We start from the raw sequence: 16190 nt of genomic DNA on the forward strand, positions 1-16190 counted from the left end.
GGCGCCCGTCACGGAGGAGCCGGGCGCGAACTGTTTTTGCCAGACGTTCGGCCAGATGGGAGACAAGATGTCTGAGAACGAATTCGATATGATCGGCAAGCTGGGATTCGGCCTCATGCGCCTGCCCAAGCAGGGCGAGGACATCGATATCGAGCAGACCAAGCAGATGGTCGACATGTTCCTCGATGCGGGCTTCACCTATTTCGACACCGCCTGGGCGTACAAGGGCAGCGAGGACGCCATTCGCCAGGCGCTTGTCGAGCGCTATCCGCGCGAGCGCTACCGGCTCGCGACGAAATGCGCCGCGTGGATCGACTGCAAGACGCGCGACGACGCGATCGCGCAGTTCGAGACGTCCCTTGAGCGCACGGGGGCCGGCTACTTCGACTTCTATCTGCTCCACAACCTGGGCGAGCATCGCACGGCACTCTTCGACGAGTTCGGCCTGTGGGACTGGATCTTGGAGCAGAAGGCCGCCGGGCGCATCAAGCACGCCGGCTTCAGCTTCCACTCCACGCCCGAGGAGCTCGATGCGCTGCTCACCGCCCATCCGGAGATGGAGTTCGTCCAGCTGCAGATCAACTACGCCGACTGGGAGAACCCCTCCGTGCAGTCGCGCGGATGCTACGAGGTGGCGCGCGCCCACAACATGCCGATCGTGATCATGGAGCCCGTCAAGGGAGGCATGCTCGCCGACCCGCCCGAGAGCGTCGCGCGCGTGCTGCACGATGCGGAGCCCGAATCCTCTGCCGCGAGCTGGGCGGTCCGCTTCGCCGCGAGCCTGCCGGGCGTCATCACCGTGCTGTCGGGCATGAGCAGCGTCGAGCAGATGGAGGATAACCTTTCGTATATGAAGGGCTTCACGGGCCTGTCCGACGCCGAGCGCGCCACGCTCGACAAGGCGCGCGCCGAGCTCGCCCGCATCCCGCTCATCCCCTGCACCGCCTGCAACTACTGCGCCAAGGTGTGCCCCATGGGCGTCGGCATCTCGGGGACATTCATGGCCATGAACATGCTGACCCTGTACGGCGACCTCAAGAAGGCACAGGACGAGGAGGCATGGCTCGTCGGCAAGCACGGGCACAAGCGGGCGACCTCGTGCATCGCGTGCGCAGCGTGCGAGCAGGCATGCCCGCAGCACATCAAGATTCCCGACGAGCTCGCACGCTGCGTCGAGACGCTGGGGATCGCCGAATAGCCCATGACCTGAAATTCTAGGGACTGTCCCTAATAATTCAGGGGTGCAAATCGGGGGACGTACCTGCTGCGTGCATTTTTGCACGCAGCAGGTACGTCCCCCGATTTGCACGTTACCGCCGCGCGGAGGGGCGCGTCAGCGCGCGGATGCACGTCGAGCTCGTCGCCAGGTAATAGGCGATCAGAATCGCCAGCGTGAGCCCGACCGTCGCCGCCGCGAACAGCACGAAGCCCTCCGACGCGAACATGATCGACAAAACGAAGATCAGCGCGAACCCAAAGAGGCAGTGCAGGCACGCCATGACGGCAGGAACGGCAAAGCTCACCCCCACCTGCGCGCGCACGGAAGATCGCATCAGGGCGGCATCGGCCCCCAGGCGGTCGAGCGTGCGGTAGGCGACGTCCGCGTCGGCCGCCTGCGAGAGCTGCTGTAAGGCGAGCACCGCCGCCGCGGCGACCATGAACGCCGCGCCGTAGAACACGCAGGCGTAGGCGAGCGGGGCGAGCGCCCAAGCGCTCTCGAACAGGTCTCCCGAGCGCAGGCCCACGCTGAACACCAAGCCGGCCACGATCATGCACATCCCCGCGGCCAGCAACACGCACACCGCGGCCAGCGCCGTGCAGCCGCTCTCGATGCGTGCCTCGACCTGTCGCACGGTAAACGGAACGAGCCCCGTGTAGTACCGCTCGGAACGCGCGCGCAGGCGCTCGGGCACGTGCGCCGCGAGCACGCGGAAGGCGAAGTAGGTGCCGCCCAGCGCGATGAACCCCATGGGGATGATGAACACGATGAAGTAGCCGGGGGCGAGCAGGCACGCGCCCCATACGAGCGCCAGCAGCGCGATCGCGAGCAGCCGCTGCGCGCCCACGGCGACCCGCCCCGACGCGGGTGAGCTAGTCGCGCTTCCCACCCCTCCCCTCCCCGCATTCCTCGCCCTCGCCCCCCCGCCTCTCTCCCACCCACCCTCCGCCCTCGCTCCTCCCCCGCCCGCCCCCTCCCTTCCCCCCCCCCCCTCCCCCCCCTCTTCCCCCCCCCCTCATCCTCCTCCTCTCGCGCGCAAAGTCGCTGATCGGCGCCAGGGGATTGAGCTGCCAGGGCACGCCGTAGGTGATGCCCGGCCCAGACGTACCGTCGGGCAGCGGCTAGAGCGTGAATCACCCCAAGCCAAGCACATAGAGCCTGTCCCTTATACACATCTAGATGTGTATAAGAGACAGCGTGATGGCCGTGAACGCGAGGGCGGTCTGCGCGGCCGCCGCGGACGAGACCGTCACCACCGGCGTCCAGGGGACGCCGAACACGAACGCCGTCACCAGGCCGAACAGGGGCGAGAGCGCCACACCGAGCGCCATGCCCGCGATAAGCGACACGATGCCCACCGAGGCGCTCTCGAGCGCCAGCACGCACGAGACCCGAGCGTGCCCCATGCCCAGCAGCTCGTACAGACCGAACTCGCGCTTGCGGCGGCGCACCAAAAACACGTTGGCGTATCCGATGAGAAACGCGAAGATCACGGCCACGAACACCGCGAACGCGACGAGTACCTCGCCGGACTTGGCGTAATAGAGCCGCTGCTCGGCCGTGAGGTCGAGCGCGAGCAGATAGTCGGTCGATGCCAGAAACGAGTACAGCAGGCAGACGGCGAAGGCGAGGGTCATGAAGTAGACCGAGAAATCGCGCGCGCTGCGCCGCACGTTGCCGAGGGCAAGCTTGATGAGCATGGGATCCTCCACGGTCGGGGACAGGACGACCTCTATGGTTCCACGTCGCGCGCGCCGATGTCTTACGGGCGGCTTACGGTTGGACGCTTGGGGCTAACGCTTTTGTAAGGTGCGACTTCTCGGATCGTTTGCCCCGGCAGCCGGGCCCGTCCCAAAAAGTCCCACCTGGCGTTTCCGGCCCAACGGTGCCATCATGGGGGCATCGGGTCGCTCATCTCAGCTGCGAGGCGGCGATAGCCGTCTGCGGCATCGTCCTCGCCGTCCTGTCCGCCTGCGTGCCCGCAGTCATGCTGCCCCTTGCATTCATGGGGTGCGCGGCCGCGGCCGCCCTCGTGGTTTCGCGGCTCATCGGTCAAGCCTGAAATTCTAGGGACTGTCCCTATAATTTCAGGGCTAGAGGTAGTCGTAGGGCATGCGGCGAGCGACGAGGTAGAACAGGGCGAGCGCAAACCACGCGAACGGGATGAAGAGGTACGCGGTGCCCAGCACGACGAGGCGCGCCAGGTAAAACGCCACGCGCCGCGCACCGGTGCGCTCGCGAGTCTCGCAGCTCATGCGCACGAAGCCGCCGCCCGGCGTGGAACCCGCGTGCATCCAGGGCAGCACGCCCTCCACCAGCACAAACAGAAGCGCCATCACGACGAGCATCCAAGGCGTGCCCGCCAGGTCGCGGGCGATGCCCTCGGGCAGGTTCCATAACATGATGGACACCGCACCGCTCACCACAAGCGACAGCAGTCCGATGATCAGCGTATCGAGCCAGAACGCCACGCAGCGACGGATGAAGCCCGGCGCATGGGTGACCTCGCCCTCCTCGGCAAGCGCCCCGGGAGGCAGCACGCGGGCGAGGGCCGCGGCGCACAGCCAACCCAGCGCCGCCCCGCTCGTGTTGTAGATGAGGTCGTCGACGTCCGCCGTGCGATAGGCATACGGATAGACGCCGAACAATCCGGTGCCCTGCGCCGCCTCGATCAGCAACGATGCGGCAAAACCCAAGACGATCGACGGCACGAAGCGCAGACGGAGCAGACGCCCCGCAATAAAGCCCAAGGGAACGAAGAACACGACGTTGAAGGCGATCTGCGGCAGGACGGACAGGCCCTCGCGCGCAAAGTCGCTGATCGGCGCCAGGGGATTGAGCTGCCAGGGCACGCCGTAGGTGATGCCCGGCCCAGACGTACCGTCGGGCAGCGGATAGAGCGTGAAGCACCCCAGGCCAAGCACATAGAGCACCGCAAGGTACGTCGAGACGACCGATGCGAACTTGAGACGACCGTCGCGATGGTAGAGGTACGCCAGGATCGGGAGCGTCAGCGCAAACGAAGCCGCAGGCCACAAGGTGAGCGCGAGCAGGAAATTGTCGCTGTATCCCGATAAGAACCGTTTGATGAGGGACATCGATGCCGCCTTCTGCCGAATTGCCTGCAACAGGTGCGAAATCGCACATATATATGTTCCTGCAGGCGGCAGGTCGGCCGCCATCGATTTGCCTTACGGTTGCATGACGGTTTGGTAAGGTTGCGCGGCCGGCCAGCCGATGCGCGGCGCGAGAGGCCAAGCGGACACAGGTCGACAGCCCAACCGCCACGCCCGTCATCTCTTCCAGTCAATATTCTCGAAGTGGCTAAAAAGTTCTGATTTGCTGTTGGGGACCCGTGAAAACGGGCCCAGATTCCGCCACTGGCGCCGTATGCTCCCAAAACGCCCTCGATTTGGAACGATCGGGCCTTCGAATCCGGGATTTCAAACGGTCAATAAAGACAGAACAGCCAACACGACCGCTCTTGCCCGAACCGGTCTACAGCAAAATAGAAATTTCTAGCCAGAAATCCAGATCGCCGGCTCACGATGAGGCGCCACAGCGGAACGCCCCATCATGTTCGGGAATCTGCAGGCCGAAGCCCCCGGCCTCAGCCCGCGGCGCGCCAGCGGTTGAGCGCGGCGAACAGCTCCTGCGGGCGCGGAAGCGCCAAGCCGCACGACGCATCGCCGTGCTCGGACCAGGCACTCCAACCGCGCTCGTCGATCATGGCGTAGAGCGTGGCCACGATATCGCCCGCCGTGTGCGCGCCATCGAGCAGGCCGCGCGCCGCCGCGCAGCGGACGCATTGCGCCAGCGCGGACGTCTGCTCCTCGTCGACCAGCTGCTCGACAAGGCGCACGTCCACCGAGCCGCCGCCCACCGAGAACTCGTCCAGACCGCGGACGCGCACCTTGATCCTCGCATCCGAACCGCGACGGCCTCCGCGCACCTGCGGCTTGATGCCAAAGATGCGCACGCGCCGCTCCCGTTGCGGCAGGGCGAACCCCGCAGCACGCGGGGTCTGGGGAGCCTGCAGGTCCGCGCACACCCGACGGACGCGCTCGGTGATATCGTGCGCTTCGTAGCGGTCCATCTGAATCACGGCATCGGCGACCGAGAAAAACGCTCCCGAGCTTCCCGCCACGATCACGCAGCTCACGCCCGCTTGCTCCCAGAGGTCGCGCACGCGCTCCACGAACGGCGTGATGGGCTCGTGCTCGCCGCTCACGACCGCCTCCATGAGAGCGTCGCGCACCATGAAGTTCGTCGCTGACGTGTCCTCGTCCACCAGCAGCGCCCGCGCGCCCGCCTCGAGCGCCTCGATGACGCCCGCCGCCTGCGAGGTGCTTCCGCTGGCGTCCTCAGTCGAGAACCGATGCGTGTCGCGCCCGTCGGGCAGGTCGCCGATGAAAAGCGAGATGTCGGTATCGTGCACGGGACGACCGTCCTCGGCGCGCAACTTGACCGCCGTGGCATCGGTGATCACGAGCTCGCGGCCATCGCCCGCGACATGGTTGTACACGCCGTCCTGCAGCGCGCGGAGCAGCGTCGACTTGCCATGATAGCCGCCTCCCACGATCAACGTGATGCCGCGCGCGATACCCATGCCGGGCGTGGGGCCGCGATGGGGCAGATCGATCGTCACGCGCATCGATGCCGGCGCGGCAAATGGGCGCGCACCCTTCAGCGGCTTTGCCGACACGCCCGTCGCGCGCGGCAGCACCGACCCGTCCGCCACGAACGCCACCAGGCCCAGGCGCCCGAGCTCGTCGCGAACGGCCTGCTGGTCATCAGCCAGATCGACCGCACGCTGCGCCACGGCAAGCGCCCGGTCATCGCACACAAGCGCCTCGTCGACGCAGCGCGGCACCAGGTCGAGCAGCATCCGCTCGCATGCGCGCGCATCGACCGTGCGCCCGTGAGCAGGAAGGCCCGCCTCAAAGCGCAGCGTGATCGAGCCGTCGCGGGAGACCTCGCACGCAGAGCGCGCCAGCACCTCCGGTCCGGGACGACTTGTGGCGAGAAGGCCGCTTTTGCCCGAACCGCCGACCTTGAAGCTCACGCGCGACGCGGCCTGGGCGAACCGGCGAATCAAGACGTCTTCGAGCGCAACCTTGCGGTGGGGCGCATCGAACAGCGGCCGGGGAAACCCCGCGGTCCGCGCCGGAACGACAACGCTCAGCTGGGACGGGGCCGCAAAGGGATCTCCCTGCACATGGTCGATCGACAGCGTGAAGCCGCCCATGTCGTAGCTTCCGCGTAAGCTCTTGTAGGCCGGATACCCTCGGCGCTCGATCGATGCCAGCTGGCGCGCCAGATCGCGATCTGTCTTCATGGGGAGACTCCTGTCGTTGTGCTCTCGTGCCTCGGATTGTAATCAATCCGCGCAGAACCGAGCGGCGACACATCCTGCGCACCGAAAAACCCGCCGCCCGCAACGCGGGAACGGAGCCGACGACGCAGCCGGCCACCTCTTCCCCATATTGGCAATGGCCAACATGCACCCGTCCCCCGTTTGCCTGCTATGATGGTCGATGGTCTGTAATTCGCTTTAACCCAAGAACAGGGGCATCTATGAACCGCACCAAGATCGCTCAGCTCTACGCCGATGCCGAGTCGCTCGGCGGGAGCCGGGTCACGGTCGCCGGATGGGTCAAATCCGTCCGCGATATGAAGAACTTCGGCTTCGTCACCCTGAACGATGGCAGCTGCTTCCGCGACCTGCAGGTCGTCATGAACCGCGAGGACCTCGCCAACTACGACGAGATTTCCCACCAGAACGTGTCGGCCGCGCTCGTGTGCACGGGCACCGTCAAGCTGACGCCCGACGCGCCGCAGCCCTTCGAGCTGACCGCCGAGAGCATCGAGGTCGAAGGCACCTCCACCCCGGACTACCCGCTGCAGAAGAAGCGCGCCACGGTCGAGTTCCTGCGCACGCAGCAGCACCTGCGCCCGCGCACGAACCTGTTCCGCGCCGTGTTCCGCATCCGCTCCGTGGCCGCCGCGTCCATCCACAAGTTCTTCCAGGACCGCGGCTTCGTGTACGTGAACACGCCGATCATCACCACGAGCGACTGCGAGGGCGCCGGCGAGATGTTCCGCGTCACCACGTTCGACCCCGCGCACGCGCCGCTGCTCGATGACGGCACGGTCGACTGGAGCCAGGATTTCTTCGGCAAGGCGGCATCGCTCACCGTATCCGGCCAGCTCAACGCCGAGAACTTCGCCATGGCCTTCGGCGATGTGTACACGTTCGGCCCGACGTTCCGCGCGGAGAACTCCAACACGACGCGCCACGCAGCCGAGTTCTGGATGATCGAGCCCGAGATCGCGTTCGCCGACCTCAACGACGACATGGACCTCGCCGAGGACATGCTCAAGTTCATCATCACCTACGTCATGGAGAAGTGCCCCGACGAGCTCAACATGCTCAACAAGTTCGTGGACAAGGGCCTGATCGAGCGTCTGACGCACGTGGCCACCTCCGACTTCGCGCGCGTGACCTACACCGAGGCCATCGAGATCCTTGAGCGCGCCGTCGCCGCCGGCCACACGTTCGAGTATCCCGTGAGCTGGGGCATCGACCTGCAGACCGAGCACGAGCGCTTCCTCACCGAGGAGCACTTCAAGTGCCCGACGTTCGTCACCGACTACCCCGCCGAGATCAAGGCGTTCTACATGCGCATGAACGACGACGGCAAGACCGTCGCCGCAGCCGACTGCCTCGTGCCCGGAATCGGCGAGATCATCGGCGGCTCTCAGCGCGAAGAGCGCCTCGACGTGCTCGAGCGCCGCATCGCCGAGCTCGGCATGGACGAGGGCCAGTACAAGTACTACCTCGACCTGCGCCGCTTCGGAAGCTGCAAGCACGCCGGCTTCGGCCTCGGCTTCGAGCGCATGGTCATGTATCTGACCGGCGTCGGCAACATCCGCGACGTCATCCCGCACCCGCGCACCGTGGGCAACGCGGAGTTCTAATCTTCAAAACACGTTGCGACCGCTCAGCCCCCAGCGAACGTCCAGTCCGCTGGGGGCTGCTTTTGTATCGTTCGCCGATATATATTTTGCTTATCTTTCTATGTATACAGCAATTATCTGCTGCGTTGGCCACCATCAGGATGCCTGTTGGAAATCTGTTGGACCCCCTTTGCTAGGCTGGGCCCATCATCAGCCGTCTTACGGGAGGTATCCATGGCACTCTATTGGCCCGAACAGCATGTCGCCCTCGAAATCGTCGACGATCCACACGCCCGCCCCTTCGATCGCGCGTCCGACCCCGACGCGACCGTCATCCAGGCAACCGTCGCCGAGATAAGCGACCTTGAATCATTCCGCGCGCTCGCCAAGCGGCTCGCCGCCGCACTCGGCGAGAACCTGCCCGAAGACACGCCGCTGTTCCGCCGGCGCCAAGCGGATCTGCACGCTTTCGCGTTTTCCCGCGCCAGCCGATGCCGTCCCTCCCTGCATAACCGGTGCGACACGACGGCGAAGGGTGACTGACGTGTACCGCATCGAAAGCACGGCCGAATTCGATCGATGGCTCAACCGCGTACCTAACAGGCCGGTGCGCTTCTCGATCATCCGGAGGATCCGCGCCATCGCACGCGAGGGGCATCTGCTCGGAGATTGGAAGCAGGTCGCCAACGGCGTGTTCGAGCTGAGGTTTCGAGACGAGGCGAGGCATCGGGTCTATCTTGCGCGAAGGGGCTACCGGCTCGTTCTCCTTCTTGGCGGCGCCGGCCGCATCCGCGGAGCAGACGCCGTGCGGGCGGCGCACCTCTGGAGGCGCTGGAAGAAGCTCCATGGAAACAGGATTTTCTGACATACGGCGGGATCGGAACACGGTTGTGCCACCGAGACCGGCGGGAGCGGAGGCTCCGGCATCAAGAATTACTGAAAAATCGACGTTGTGGACGGGTAGAATCCTGACCCGCGTGAAATGGCATCTTCGGTGTCAACGTTTCCGCAGGTAACGGCCGTACGACAGGTGCCCTTTTGCGAGCGTTCCAAACCAACTCGTCCACAACGTCGATTTTTCAGCAAAAGTTGGGGCCGAAGCCTCCGCTGAACCGATCCGGGAAGATCCGCGCCGGGCAATTCGGTCGGCGGGCAGATTTTTCCTATCGCCGGAGCAAACGTTAATACTGTGTAACCTGCGCGACGGAATTAATGGGCACCGCGGCGGTGCCCTCTATCATCAACAACTATCTATCTGCATATTCGTTCGGGAAGGAACCGAAGAGAGGAAGGATTCGCCATGAAACGGCTCAAGACCCTGGCATCCGCCGTCATTGCAGGCACGCTTGCGCTCGCGCTTGCCGCCTGCGGTGGCAACGGCGCCACGACCGAAACCACCGACGAAGGCAGCTCCACTGCCGAGGCCGCAACCGGCTCGACCTACAAGATCGGCGTGCTGCAGCTCACCGAGCACGCCGCGCTCGACGCCTCCAACGAGGGCTTTGTTGCCGCCCTCGATGACGCCGGCATCGACTACGAGATCGACCAGCAGAACGCGCAGAACGACCAGTCCGCCTGCCAGACCATCGCGAGCAAGCTCGTGAACGACGGCGACGACCTGATCCTCACCATCGGCACGCCCGCAGCGCAGGCGGTCGCGAGCGCCACGAGCGACATCCCCATCATCGGCACAGCCATCACCGACTTCGCCGAGTCCGGCCTGGTCGCCGACAACGAGGCCCCCGGCGGGAACGTGACCGGAAGCTCCGACCTCACCCCCGTCGCCGACCAGATCGACCTGCTCCAGCAGCTCGTTCCCGACGCCAAGACCGTCGGCCTTCTGTACTGCACCGCCGAGTCCAACTCCGAGGTCCAGATCGCCATGGCCGAGGAGGCGCTGGATGAGGCCGGCATCGCGCACGAGCGCTACACCGTGTCGTCCTCCAACGAGATCCAGCAGGTGGTCGAGTCCATGGTCGGCAAGGTCGACGCCGTCTACACCCCCACCGACAACACCATCGCCGCCGGCATGGCGACGGTCTCCATGGTCGCCAACGAGAACGGCCTGCCCGTGATCGTGGGCTGCGACACCATGGTCGAGGACGGCGGCCTCGCCTCCTACTCCATCAACTACTACGACCTGGGCTATAAGGCCGGCGAGATGGCCGTCGAGATCCTCACCGAGGGCGCCGACCCCGCCGAGATGCCCATCGAGTACCTCGCCGCTGAGGACTGCCAGCTCATCGCCAACCAGGCGACCGCCGATGAGGTCGGCATCGACATCTCCGGCCTCGAAGATGCTGAAATCGTCTAGAATTACCGAACACGATACGGCTCACGCGCCGGGGCCGAATGACTGGACCCCGGCGTCGCATCCCCCTTGCGCTCCGCGCAAGGCAATATGAGGAGATAACTATGGAACGCACCACGCTTTCCCGCCGCACATTTTCCAAAGGGCTCGCCGGCATGGCGGCGCTGACCGCTGCCGGCACGCTCGGGCTTGCAGGCTGCGGCGGCGACACCGCCGAGAGCGGCTCCACCTCGGCCTCCGGCGACGGCAAGACCTATAAGATCGGCGTGCTGCAGCTGACGGAGCACGCCGCCCTCGACGCGGCGAACGACGGCTTCGTCCGCGCGCTCGACGAGTCGGGCATCTCCTACGATATCGAGCAGCAGAACGCGCAGAACGACCAGTCCGCCTGCCAGACCATCGCCTCCACGCTGGTCAACGACGGGTGCGACCTGATCCTGGCCATCGCGACGCCCGCCGCCCAGGCGGTCGCCGGCGCCACGAGCGACATCCCCATCATCGGCACGGCCATCACCGATTTCGCCGCGTCCGGCTTGGTGGACGACAACGACGCCCCCGGCGGCAACCTGACCGGCACCTCCGATATGAACCCGGTGTCCGACCAGATCGACCTGCTGGCGCAGCTCGTGCCCGACGCCAAGACCGTCGGCCTTCTGTACTGCACCGCCGAGTCCAACTCCGACATCCAGGTCGCGCTGGCCGAGGAGGCTCTCGACGAGCTCGGCATCGCGCACGAGCGCTACACCGCCTCGAGCTCCAACGAGATCCAGCAGGTCTCCGAGTCCATGGTCGGCAAGGTCGACGCCGTCTACATCCCCACGGACAACACCATCTCCGCCGGTATCTCCACCGTCACCATGGTGACGAACGAGAACAACCTCCCGACGGTCGTCGGCGAGGTCGGCATGGTCGAGGGCGGCGCGCTGGCGAGCGTGTCGATCAACTACGAAGAGCTCGGCTACCGCGCAGGCGAGATGGCCGTCCAGATCCTCACCGAGGGTGCGGATCCCGCCGAGATGCCCATCGAGCAGATGACTGCCGATGAGTGCGACCTCGTCTACAACCAGGAGACGGCCGATACGCTCGGCATCGACGTGTCCTTCCTGGCAGATGAAGGCGGAGAGGACGTCTCGGCGTAACCCTCCCTGCAGACAGCTTGCACCTCAGGGCTGGAGACCTACGTCTCCAGCCCTTTTTCGTTCGCGCCGGAGCCCGGTACCCCGGAGCTCGCACGTTTCAACTCCATTACAGATACCTTCTGGCTCCATCGGGCAAGTCGCCGTGCTAGACTTGTCGGATGTATCTACATCGTTCTCGCGATGAACCCCGGCGAGCATACCCGTCGGGGTTCATTTGGCTGAATAAAGGAGGAGAGATATGGGGCTCGCCCTACTTGGCGCCGTATCCCAGGGTATTCTCTGGGGCATCATGGTCCTCGGCGTCTTCATCACCTATAAGCTGCTCGACATCGCGGACCTGACGGTCGACGGCAGCTTTGCGCTCGGCGGCTGCGTGTGCGCCGTGCTCGTCGTGGGAGGCGTGGACCCCCTGGTCGCGATCTTGGCGGCCATGCTCGCCGGCATGGTTGCAGGCGCCGTCACGGGCTTTCTGCACACCGTGTTCGAGATCCCCGCGATTCTCGCCGGCATCCTCACGCAGATCGGCCTGTGGTCCATCAACCTGCGCATCATGGGCAAGTCCAACACGCCGCTGCTGAAAAACGAGACCATCTTCTCCAAGGTCACCGACATGACGGGCCTGTCCACGAACGCCGGCGCCATCGTCGTCGGCCTTGTCGCCGCCGTCCTCATCATCGTCGTGCTCTACTGGTTCTTCGGCACCGAGATCGGTTCCGCCTGCCGCGCCACCGGCAACAACGAGGCCATGGTCCGCGCGCTCGGCGTGAACACCAAGGTCACGAAGATGATCGCCCTCGTGCTCTCCAACGGCCTGGTCGGTCTGTCCGGCGGCCTGATCTGCGAGAGCCAGAAGTACGCCGACATCGGCATGGGCACGGGCGCCATCGTCATCGGCCTTGCCGCCATCGTCATCGGCGAGGTCCTGTGGCGCGTCCTGCCCGGCGCCAAGCTGCACTCCTTCGGCGGGCGCTTGGCGTCTGCCGTCGTGGGCTCCGTGGTCTACTTCCTCATCCGCGCCATCGTCCTTCAGATGGGCATGGATGCCAACGACATGAAGCTGCTGTCCGCCATCATCGTCGCCCTCGCCCTGTGCATCCCCGTCGTGTGGGAGAAGTACCAGCTCAAGCGGTCCTACACCCGTGCCGCACGCTCGGAAGGGGGGCGATAGGCGATGCTGAACATCACCAATGTCTGCAAGACCTTCAACGCCGGAACCATCAACGAGAAGCGCGCGCTGGTAAACGTCAACCTCACGCTTGATGCGGGCGACTTCGTCACCGTCATCGGCGGCAACGGCGCCGGCAAGTCGACCCTCATGAACATGATCGCGGGCGTCTACCCCATCGATTCGGGCGTCATCGAGCTCGACGGCAAGGACATCTCGCTGCTGTCCGAGCCCGCGCGCGCCAAGTACCTCGGCCGCGTGTTCCAGGATCCCATGATGGGCACCGCCGCCGACATGCAGATCATCGAGAACCTCGCTATGGCGAAGCGCCGCGGCAAGACCCGTACGCTCGCCTGGGGCGTCACCAAATCCGAGAAGGACGAGTACACCGAGCGCCTGGCCGAGCTCGGCCTGGGTCTCGAGAAGCGCCTCACCAGCAAGGTGGGCCTGCTGTCCGGCGGCCAGCGTCAGGCGCTCACGCTGCTCATGGCGACGCTGACCGAGCCCAAGCTGCTGCTGCTCGACGAGCACACCGCCGCCCTCGACCCCAAGACGGCCTCAAAGGTGCTCGAGCTCACGGAGAAGATCGTCGGCGAGCACCAGCTCACCACGCTCATGGTCACGCACAACATGAACGACGCCATCCGCCTGGGCAACCGCCTCATCATGATGCACGAGGGCCGCATCATCTACGACGTCAAGGGCGCCGAGAAGAAGGCGCTGACCGTCCCCGACCTCCTGCAGAAATTCGAAGAGGTCTCCGGCGGCGAGCTCGCGAACGACCGCATGCTCCTGTCGTAGCCCAACCGCCCTCACGAGCGCTTCTTTCGGCCCCGGTCCCAGCACCGGGGCCGTTCTTATTCGGGCAGAGCGCAAGGCCCGGCGCCTTCGCTCTCCCGCCCCGTCCCATCCAAGGAGGCTTATGCCGAAGCTCATCAAAAGCCGCGAGACGGATGCCGCCGACGTTCGCACCGTCGGCATTCCGCGCGGTCTGCTGTACTACCGCTACCACACCCTCTGGCGCACGTTTTTCGAACGCCTCGGCCGCACGGTCATCGTCGACCAGCCCTCGACGCGCGCCACGTTCGCCGCAGGCGATGCCGTCTCGGTCGACGAATGCTGCCTGGCGTCCAAGCTCTACATGGGCCACGTCCTTGCGCTGCTCGACGGCCGTGGGCTCGACCCTGCGGGAAACCCCCGTCCCGTCGACGCCCTGTTCATCCCCAGCACCGCCAACTTCGGCCAGCTCAAGCACTTCTGCACCAAGTTCCAGGCCCTTCCCGACCTCGTGGCCAACTCGCTCCACGAACGCCATCCGCGCATCCTGTCCTTCGCGGTCGACGAGCTCGAAGCGCACATCTCGCTGCGCGAGGGCCTCATGGAGCTCGGGGCGCGCCTCGGCGAGCGTCCCCGCGACGTGAAGGCGACCATCCATGCCGCCCTGCATGAGCAGCAGCGCGCCGAGGAGATGCTCGCCCGCGCCCAACGCGACCTGCTCGACAGCATCGAGCGCCTGCCGCGCGCCGGACGCCCACTCACCATCCTCGTGGCGGCACACCCCTATGTGGCGCACGACCCCTTCGTCGGCGGCGCGGTCGAAGACGCGCTGCGCGCGGCGGGCGCCGAGGTCATCTATGCCGACGAATACGACCGCGAGCGCGCCTACAAGAAGAGCTTCGAGTTCTCGGCGACGCTGCCCTGGATCGTCAACCGCGAGCTCGTCGGCGCCATCCTGGCGCTGCACGACCGCGTCGACGGCATCGTGATCATGAGCGCATTCCCGTGCGGCCCCGACTCCATGACCGATGACGCCGTGCAGCGCTGCGTCCACGGCAAGCCGATCCTGGCGCTGACCGTCGACGCGCAGTCGGGCACCGCCGGCGTGGAGACCCGCATCGAGAGCTTCGTCGCTGTCCCTTATACACATCTAGATGTGCATAAGCGACAGGAGCATACACGCCGGGGTTCAGCACGGAAGAGCGTCGAGCCGGGAATGAGTGTACATCTCGGTGGTGGCCGTATCCTAAATCACCACAACCAGAGACACAGCACACGTATCAGATCATACCCTCCCACACTCCTCCGTTTCCTTGGCTATGACGTCTGCAGCGTCTTCGAGTACGGCGCTGTATCTTATACACATCTAGATGTGTATAAGGGACAGGCGTCAACGACCTCGACACCCCGGCGCTGTCCGCCTACCAGAAGCGCGCCACCCGCGAGGAGATCGCGGGCGATGTCGCCGCCTCCTTCGAGACGGGCATCCATATCGACGCGCGCTCGTATCTGAACTTCCTCGCCGGCAGCACCGTCGTGCTCGCCACCGAGAAGGGAGAGACCGAAAGCGCCGTGGTCCGCGTCGACGGCGAGCCCGGCCACGCGGCGGGCGCCTCCGTCGACGTGGTGACTGCCCCCGACTCCACGCTCGACGTCACCATCTCGCTCGATGGCGCCGCTGCGGAAGCTGCAAGCACGCCGGCTTCGGCCTCGGCTTCGAGCTGCGCGTGTTCGCCGGAGCGCGCTCCCGTGTGAACGTCGTCGTCTACGTGACCGCCGACGCGCCGTTCACCGTGATCGACGATTCCGGCTACGTGCTCGACGAGGGCGCGCGCGTGAACGTCCGCCACATCGTGCTCGGCGGCGGCCGCACCTACACCGGCCTCGCCTCCGACCTGCGGCGGCGACACCGCCGAGAGCGGCTCCACCTCGGCCTCCGGCGAGGATGCGCGCGACTTCAACTACATCATCCGCCATCGCGGTCGCAAGACCTTCTCGAACATGGACGCCAACGGCGTGCTGACGGGCACCTCCCGCAAGGTGCTGCGCGGCACGATCGACCTCGTCCACGGGTGCAAGGGCTCCGAGGGCTCCGAGCGCGAGACGGTGCTTCTGGCCAACCAGGGCGTGGACAACAAAACCGTCCCGACCATCCTGTGCGACGAGGACGACGTGGCGGGCAACCACGGCGCCACGATCGGGCACGTGCGTCCCGAGCAGCTGTTCTACCTCGGATGCCGCGGCCTTTCCCAGGAGCAGGCGGAGTCCCTGTTCGTGGCGGCGAAGCTCGAGGACGCCGCCCTTTCCGCACCGACTGACGACATCCGCGAGAACGTGGTGCGCCTCGGTTCCGCCCTCATCGATGGTTTCGAGGAGGAGATCGCATGATCGATATCGACGTGAATCCCTATAAGGCGGATTTCCCGCTGCTTGCGGGCAAGCCCGACATCGCGTTTCTGGACAGCGGCGCCACCGCCCAGCGCCCTGCCTGCGTGCTCGATGCGCAGCGCGCGTTCTACGAGACCATGAACGCCAACCCGCTGCGCGGCCTGTACTCGCTCTCCGTCGACGCGACAAGCATCACGCTGCGCGCCGCGTCGCCTTCTTCCATTACAGCTA

At 65.6% G+C, this 16190-nt stretch carries 15 protein-coding genes and 1 pseudogene; 11 read left to right on the plus strand and 5 right to left on the minus strand.

The window, feature by feature from the left end:
* Positions 1 to 67 precede the first annotated feature (67 nt).
* Positions 68 to 1198, plus strand: a complete 1131-nt coding sequence (locus tag BN3789_RS02795) for an aldo/keto reductase (protein WP_066830310.1) — start codon at positions 68 to 70, stop codon at positions 1196 to 1198.
* Between the two features lie 112 nt (positions 1199 to 1310).
* Here BN3789_RS02795 and BN3789_RS02800 read toward each other — a convergent pair whose 3' ends face one another.
* The 4 genes from BN3789_RS02800 to BN3789_RS02815 all read right to left on the minus strand — a co-directional run bounded on the left by BN3789_RS02800 (position 1311) and on the right by BN3789_RS02815 (position 6557).
* Positions 1311 to 2108, minus strand: a complete 798-nt coding sequence (locus BN3789_RS02800; RefSeq protein ID WP_147569515.1) for a hypothetical protein — start codon at positions 2106 to 2108, stop codon at positions 1311 to 1313.
* 286 nt (positions 2109 to 2394) lie between these two features.
* Positions 2395 to 2919 carry an FtsX-like permease family protein gene (locus BN3789_RS02805; RefSeq protein ID WP_066829640.1) on the minus strand — a complete coding sequence of 175 codons (525 nt, stop codon included), beginning with the start codon at positions 2917 to 2919 and terminating at the stop codon, positions 2395 to 2397.
* 393 nt (positions 2920 to 3312) lie between these two features.
* Complete coding sequence (locus BN3789_RS02810) at positions 3313 to 4317, minus strand: VanZ family protein (protein ID WP_066829641.1); 1005 nt, start codon at positions 4315 to 4317, stop codon at positions 3313 to 3315.
* Positions 4318 to 4829: 512 nt separating this feature from the next.
* A complete protein-coding gene (locus BN3789_RS02815) occupies positions 4830 to 6557 on the minus strand; it encodes an ABC-ATPase domain-containing protein (protein ID WP_066829648.1) in 1728 nt (575 codons plus the stop codon).
* A gap of 239 nt (positions 6558 to 6796) precedes the next feature.
* On the opposite strand from BN3789_RS02815, the gene asnS reads away from it, so the two are divergent.
* The 8 genes from asnS to BN3789_RS02855 all read left to right on the plus strand — a co-directional run bounded on the left by asnS (position 6797) and on the right by BN3789_RS02855 (position 15084).
* Positions 6797 to 8200: an asparagine--tRNA ligase gene (gene asnS, locus BN3789_RS02820; RefSeq protein ID WP_066829650.1), complete on the plus strand. Its 1404-nt coding sequence runs from the start codon at positions 6797 to 6799 to the stop codon at positions 8198 to 8200.
* 213 nt (positions 8201 to 8413) lie between these two features.
* Entirely contained in the window at positions 8414 to 8722 is a 309-nt protein-coding gene (locus tag BN3789_RS02825; protein ID WP_066829652.1) for a hypothetical protein, read from the plus strand.
* A gap of 1 nt (position 8723) precedes the next feature.
* Positions 8724 to 9044 (plus strand): type II toxin-antitoxin system RelE/ParE family toxin, encoded by a 321-nt coding sequence (locus tag BN3789_RS02830; RefSeq protein ID WP_066829654.1) that lies wholly within the window; start codon positions 8724 to 8726, stop codon positions 9042 to 9044.
* 435 nt (positions 9045 to 9479) lie between these two features.
* Positions 9480 to 10493, plus strand: a complete 1014-nt coding sequence (locus tag BN3789_RS02835; RefSeq protein ID WP_066829655.1) for an ABC transporter substrate-binding protein — start codon at positions 9480 to 9482, stop codon at positions 10491 to 10493.
* 101 nt (positions 10494 to 10594) lie between these two features.
* On the plus strand, positions 10595 to 11629 hold the full coding sequence (locus BN3789_RS02840) for an ABC transporter substrate-binding protein (RefSeq protein ID WP_066829656.1): 1035 nt from the start codon (positions 10595 to 10597) through the stop codon (positions 11627 to 11629).
* A 238-nt stretch (positions 11630 to 11867) separates the two neighbouring features.
* Positions 11868 to 12797: an ABC transporter permease gene (locus BN3789_RS02845; protein WP_066829661.1), complete on the plus strand. Its 930-nt coding sequence runs from the start codon at positions 11868 to 11870 to the stop codon at positions 12795 to 12797.
* Positions 12798 to 12800: 3 nt separating this feature from the next.
* Positions 12801 to 13595 carry an ABC transporter ATP-binding protein gene (locus BN3789_RS02850; RefSeq protein ID WP_066829664.1) on the plus strand — a complete coding sequence of 265 codons (795 nt, stop codon included), beginning with the start codon at positions 12801 to 12803 and terminating at the stop codon, positions 13593 to 13595.
* A gap of 121 nt (positions 13596 to 13716) precedes the next feature.
* Complete coding sequence (locus tag BN3789_RS02855) at positions 13717 to 15084, plus strand: acyl-CoA dehydratase activase-related protein (RefSeq protein WP_222704298.1); 1368 nt, start codon at positions 13717 to 13719, stop codon at positions 15082 to 15084.
* Here BN3789_RS02855 and BN3789_RS13150 read toward each other — a convergent pair.
* Positions 14993 to 15532, minus strand: coding sequence for a hypothetical protein (locus BN3789_RS13150; RefSeq protein ID WP_229254142.1), 540 nt, complete (start codon positions 15530 to 15532; stop codon positions 14993 to 14995). The genes BN3789_RS02855 and BN3789_RS13150 overlap by 92 nt on opposite strands.
* 7 nt (positions 15533 to 15539) lie before the next feature.
* Here BN3789_RS13150 and BN3789_RS13155 point away from each other — a divergent pair, with 7 nt between their 5' ends.
* Together BN3789_RS13155 and BN3789_RS02870 are read left to right on the plus strand one after the other, a co-directional pair.
* Positions 15540 to 15959 (plus strand): SufB/SufD family protein, encoded by a 420-nt coding sequence (locus BN3789_RS13155; protein ID WP_229254167.1) that lies wholly within the window; start codon positions 15540 to 15542, stop codon positions 15957 to 15959.
* Positions 15956 to 16147, plus strand: a pseudogene (locus BN3789_RS02870) (aminotransferase class V-fold PLP-dependent enzyme); the annotation flags it as partial. The gene BN3789_RS13155 and the pseudogene BN3789_RS02870, both read left to right, overlap by 4 nt.
* Positions 16148 to 16190 lie beyond the last annotated feature (43 nt).

This window comes from Collinsella ihumii, assembly GCF_900046475.1.
Lineage (GTDB): Bacteria > Actinomycetota > Coriobacteriia > Coriobacteriales > Coriobacteriaceae > Collinsella > Collinsella ihumii.

Coding starts and splice junctions, on each gene's coding strand:
- BN3789_RS02835 (WP_066829655.1), top strand. CDS start 9,480: ATGAAACGGCTCAAGACCCTGGCATCCGCCGTCATTGCAGGCACGCTT.
- BN3789_RS02815 (WP_066829648.1), bottom strand. CDS start 6,557: ATGAAGACAGATCGCGATCTGGCGCGCCAGCTGGCATCGATCGAGCGC.
- asnS (WP_066829650.1), top strand. CDS start 6,797: ATGAACCGCACCAAGATCGCTCAGCTCTACGCCGATGCCGAGTCGCTC.
- BN3789_RS02825 (WP_066829652.1), top strand. CDS start 8,414: ATGGCACTCTATTGGCCCGAACAGCATGTCGCCCTCGAAATCGTCGAC.
- BN3789_RS02845 (WP_066829661.1), top strand. CDS start 11,868: ATGGGGCTCGCCCTACTTGGCGCCGTATCCCAGGGTATTCTCTGGGGC.
- BN3789_RS02850 (WP_066829664.1), top strand. CDS start 12,801: ATGCTGAACATCACCAATGTCTGCAAGACCTTCAACGCCGGAACCATC.
- BN3789_RS02855 (WP_222704298.1), top strand. CDS start 13,717: ATGCCGAAGCTCATCAAAAGCCGCGAGACGGATGCCGCCGACGTTCGC.
- BN3789_RS02840 (WP_066829656.1), top strand. CDS start 10,595: ATGGAACGCACCACGCTTTCCCGCCGCACATTTTCCAAAGGGCTCGCC.
- BN3789_RS02795 (WP_066830310.1), top strand. CDS start 68: ATGTCTGAGAACGAATTCGATATGATCGGCAAGCTGGGATTCGGCCTC.
- BN3789_RS02810 (WP_066829641.1), bottom strand. CDS start 4,317: ATGTCCCTCATCAAACGGTTCTTATCGGGATACAGCGACAATTTCCTG.
- BN3789_RS02805 (WP_066829640.1), bottom strand. CDS start 2,919: ATGCTCATCAAGCTTGCCCTCGGCAACGTGCGGCGCAGCGCGCGCGAT.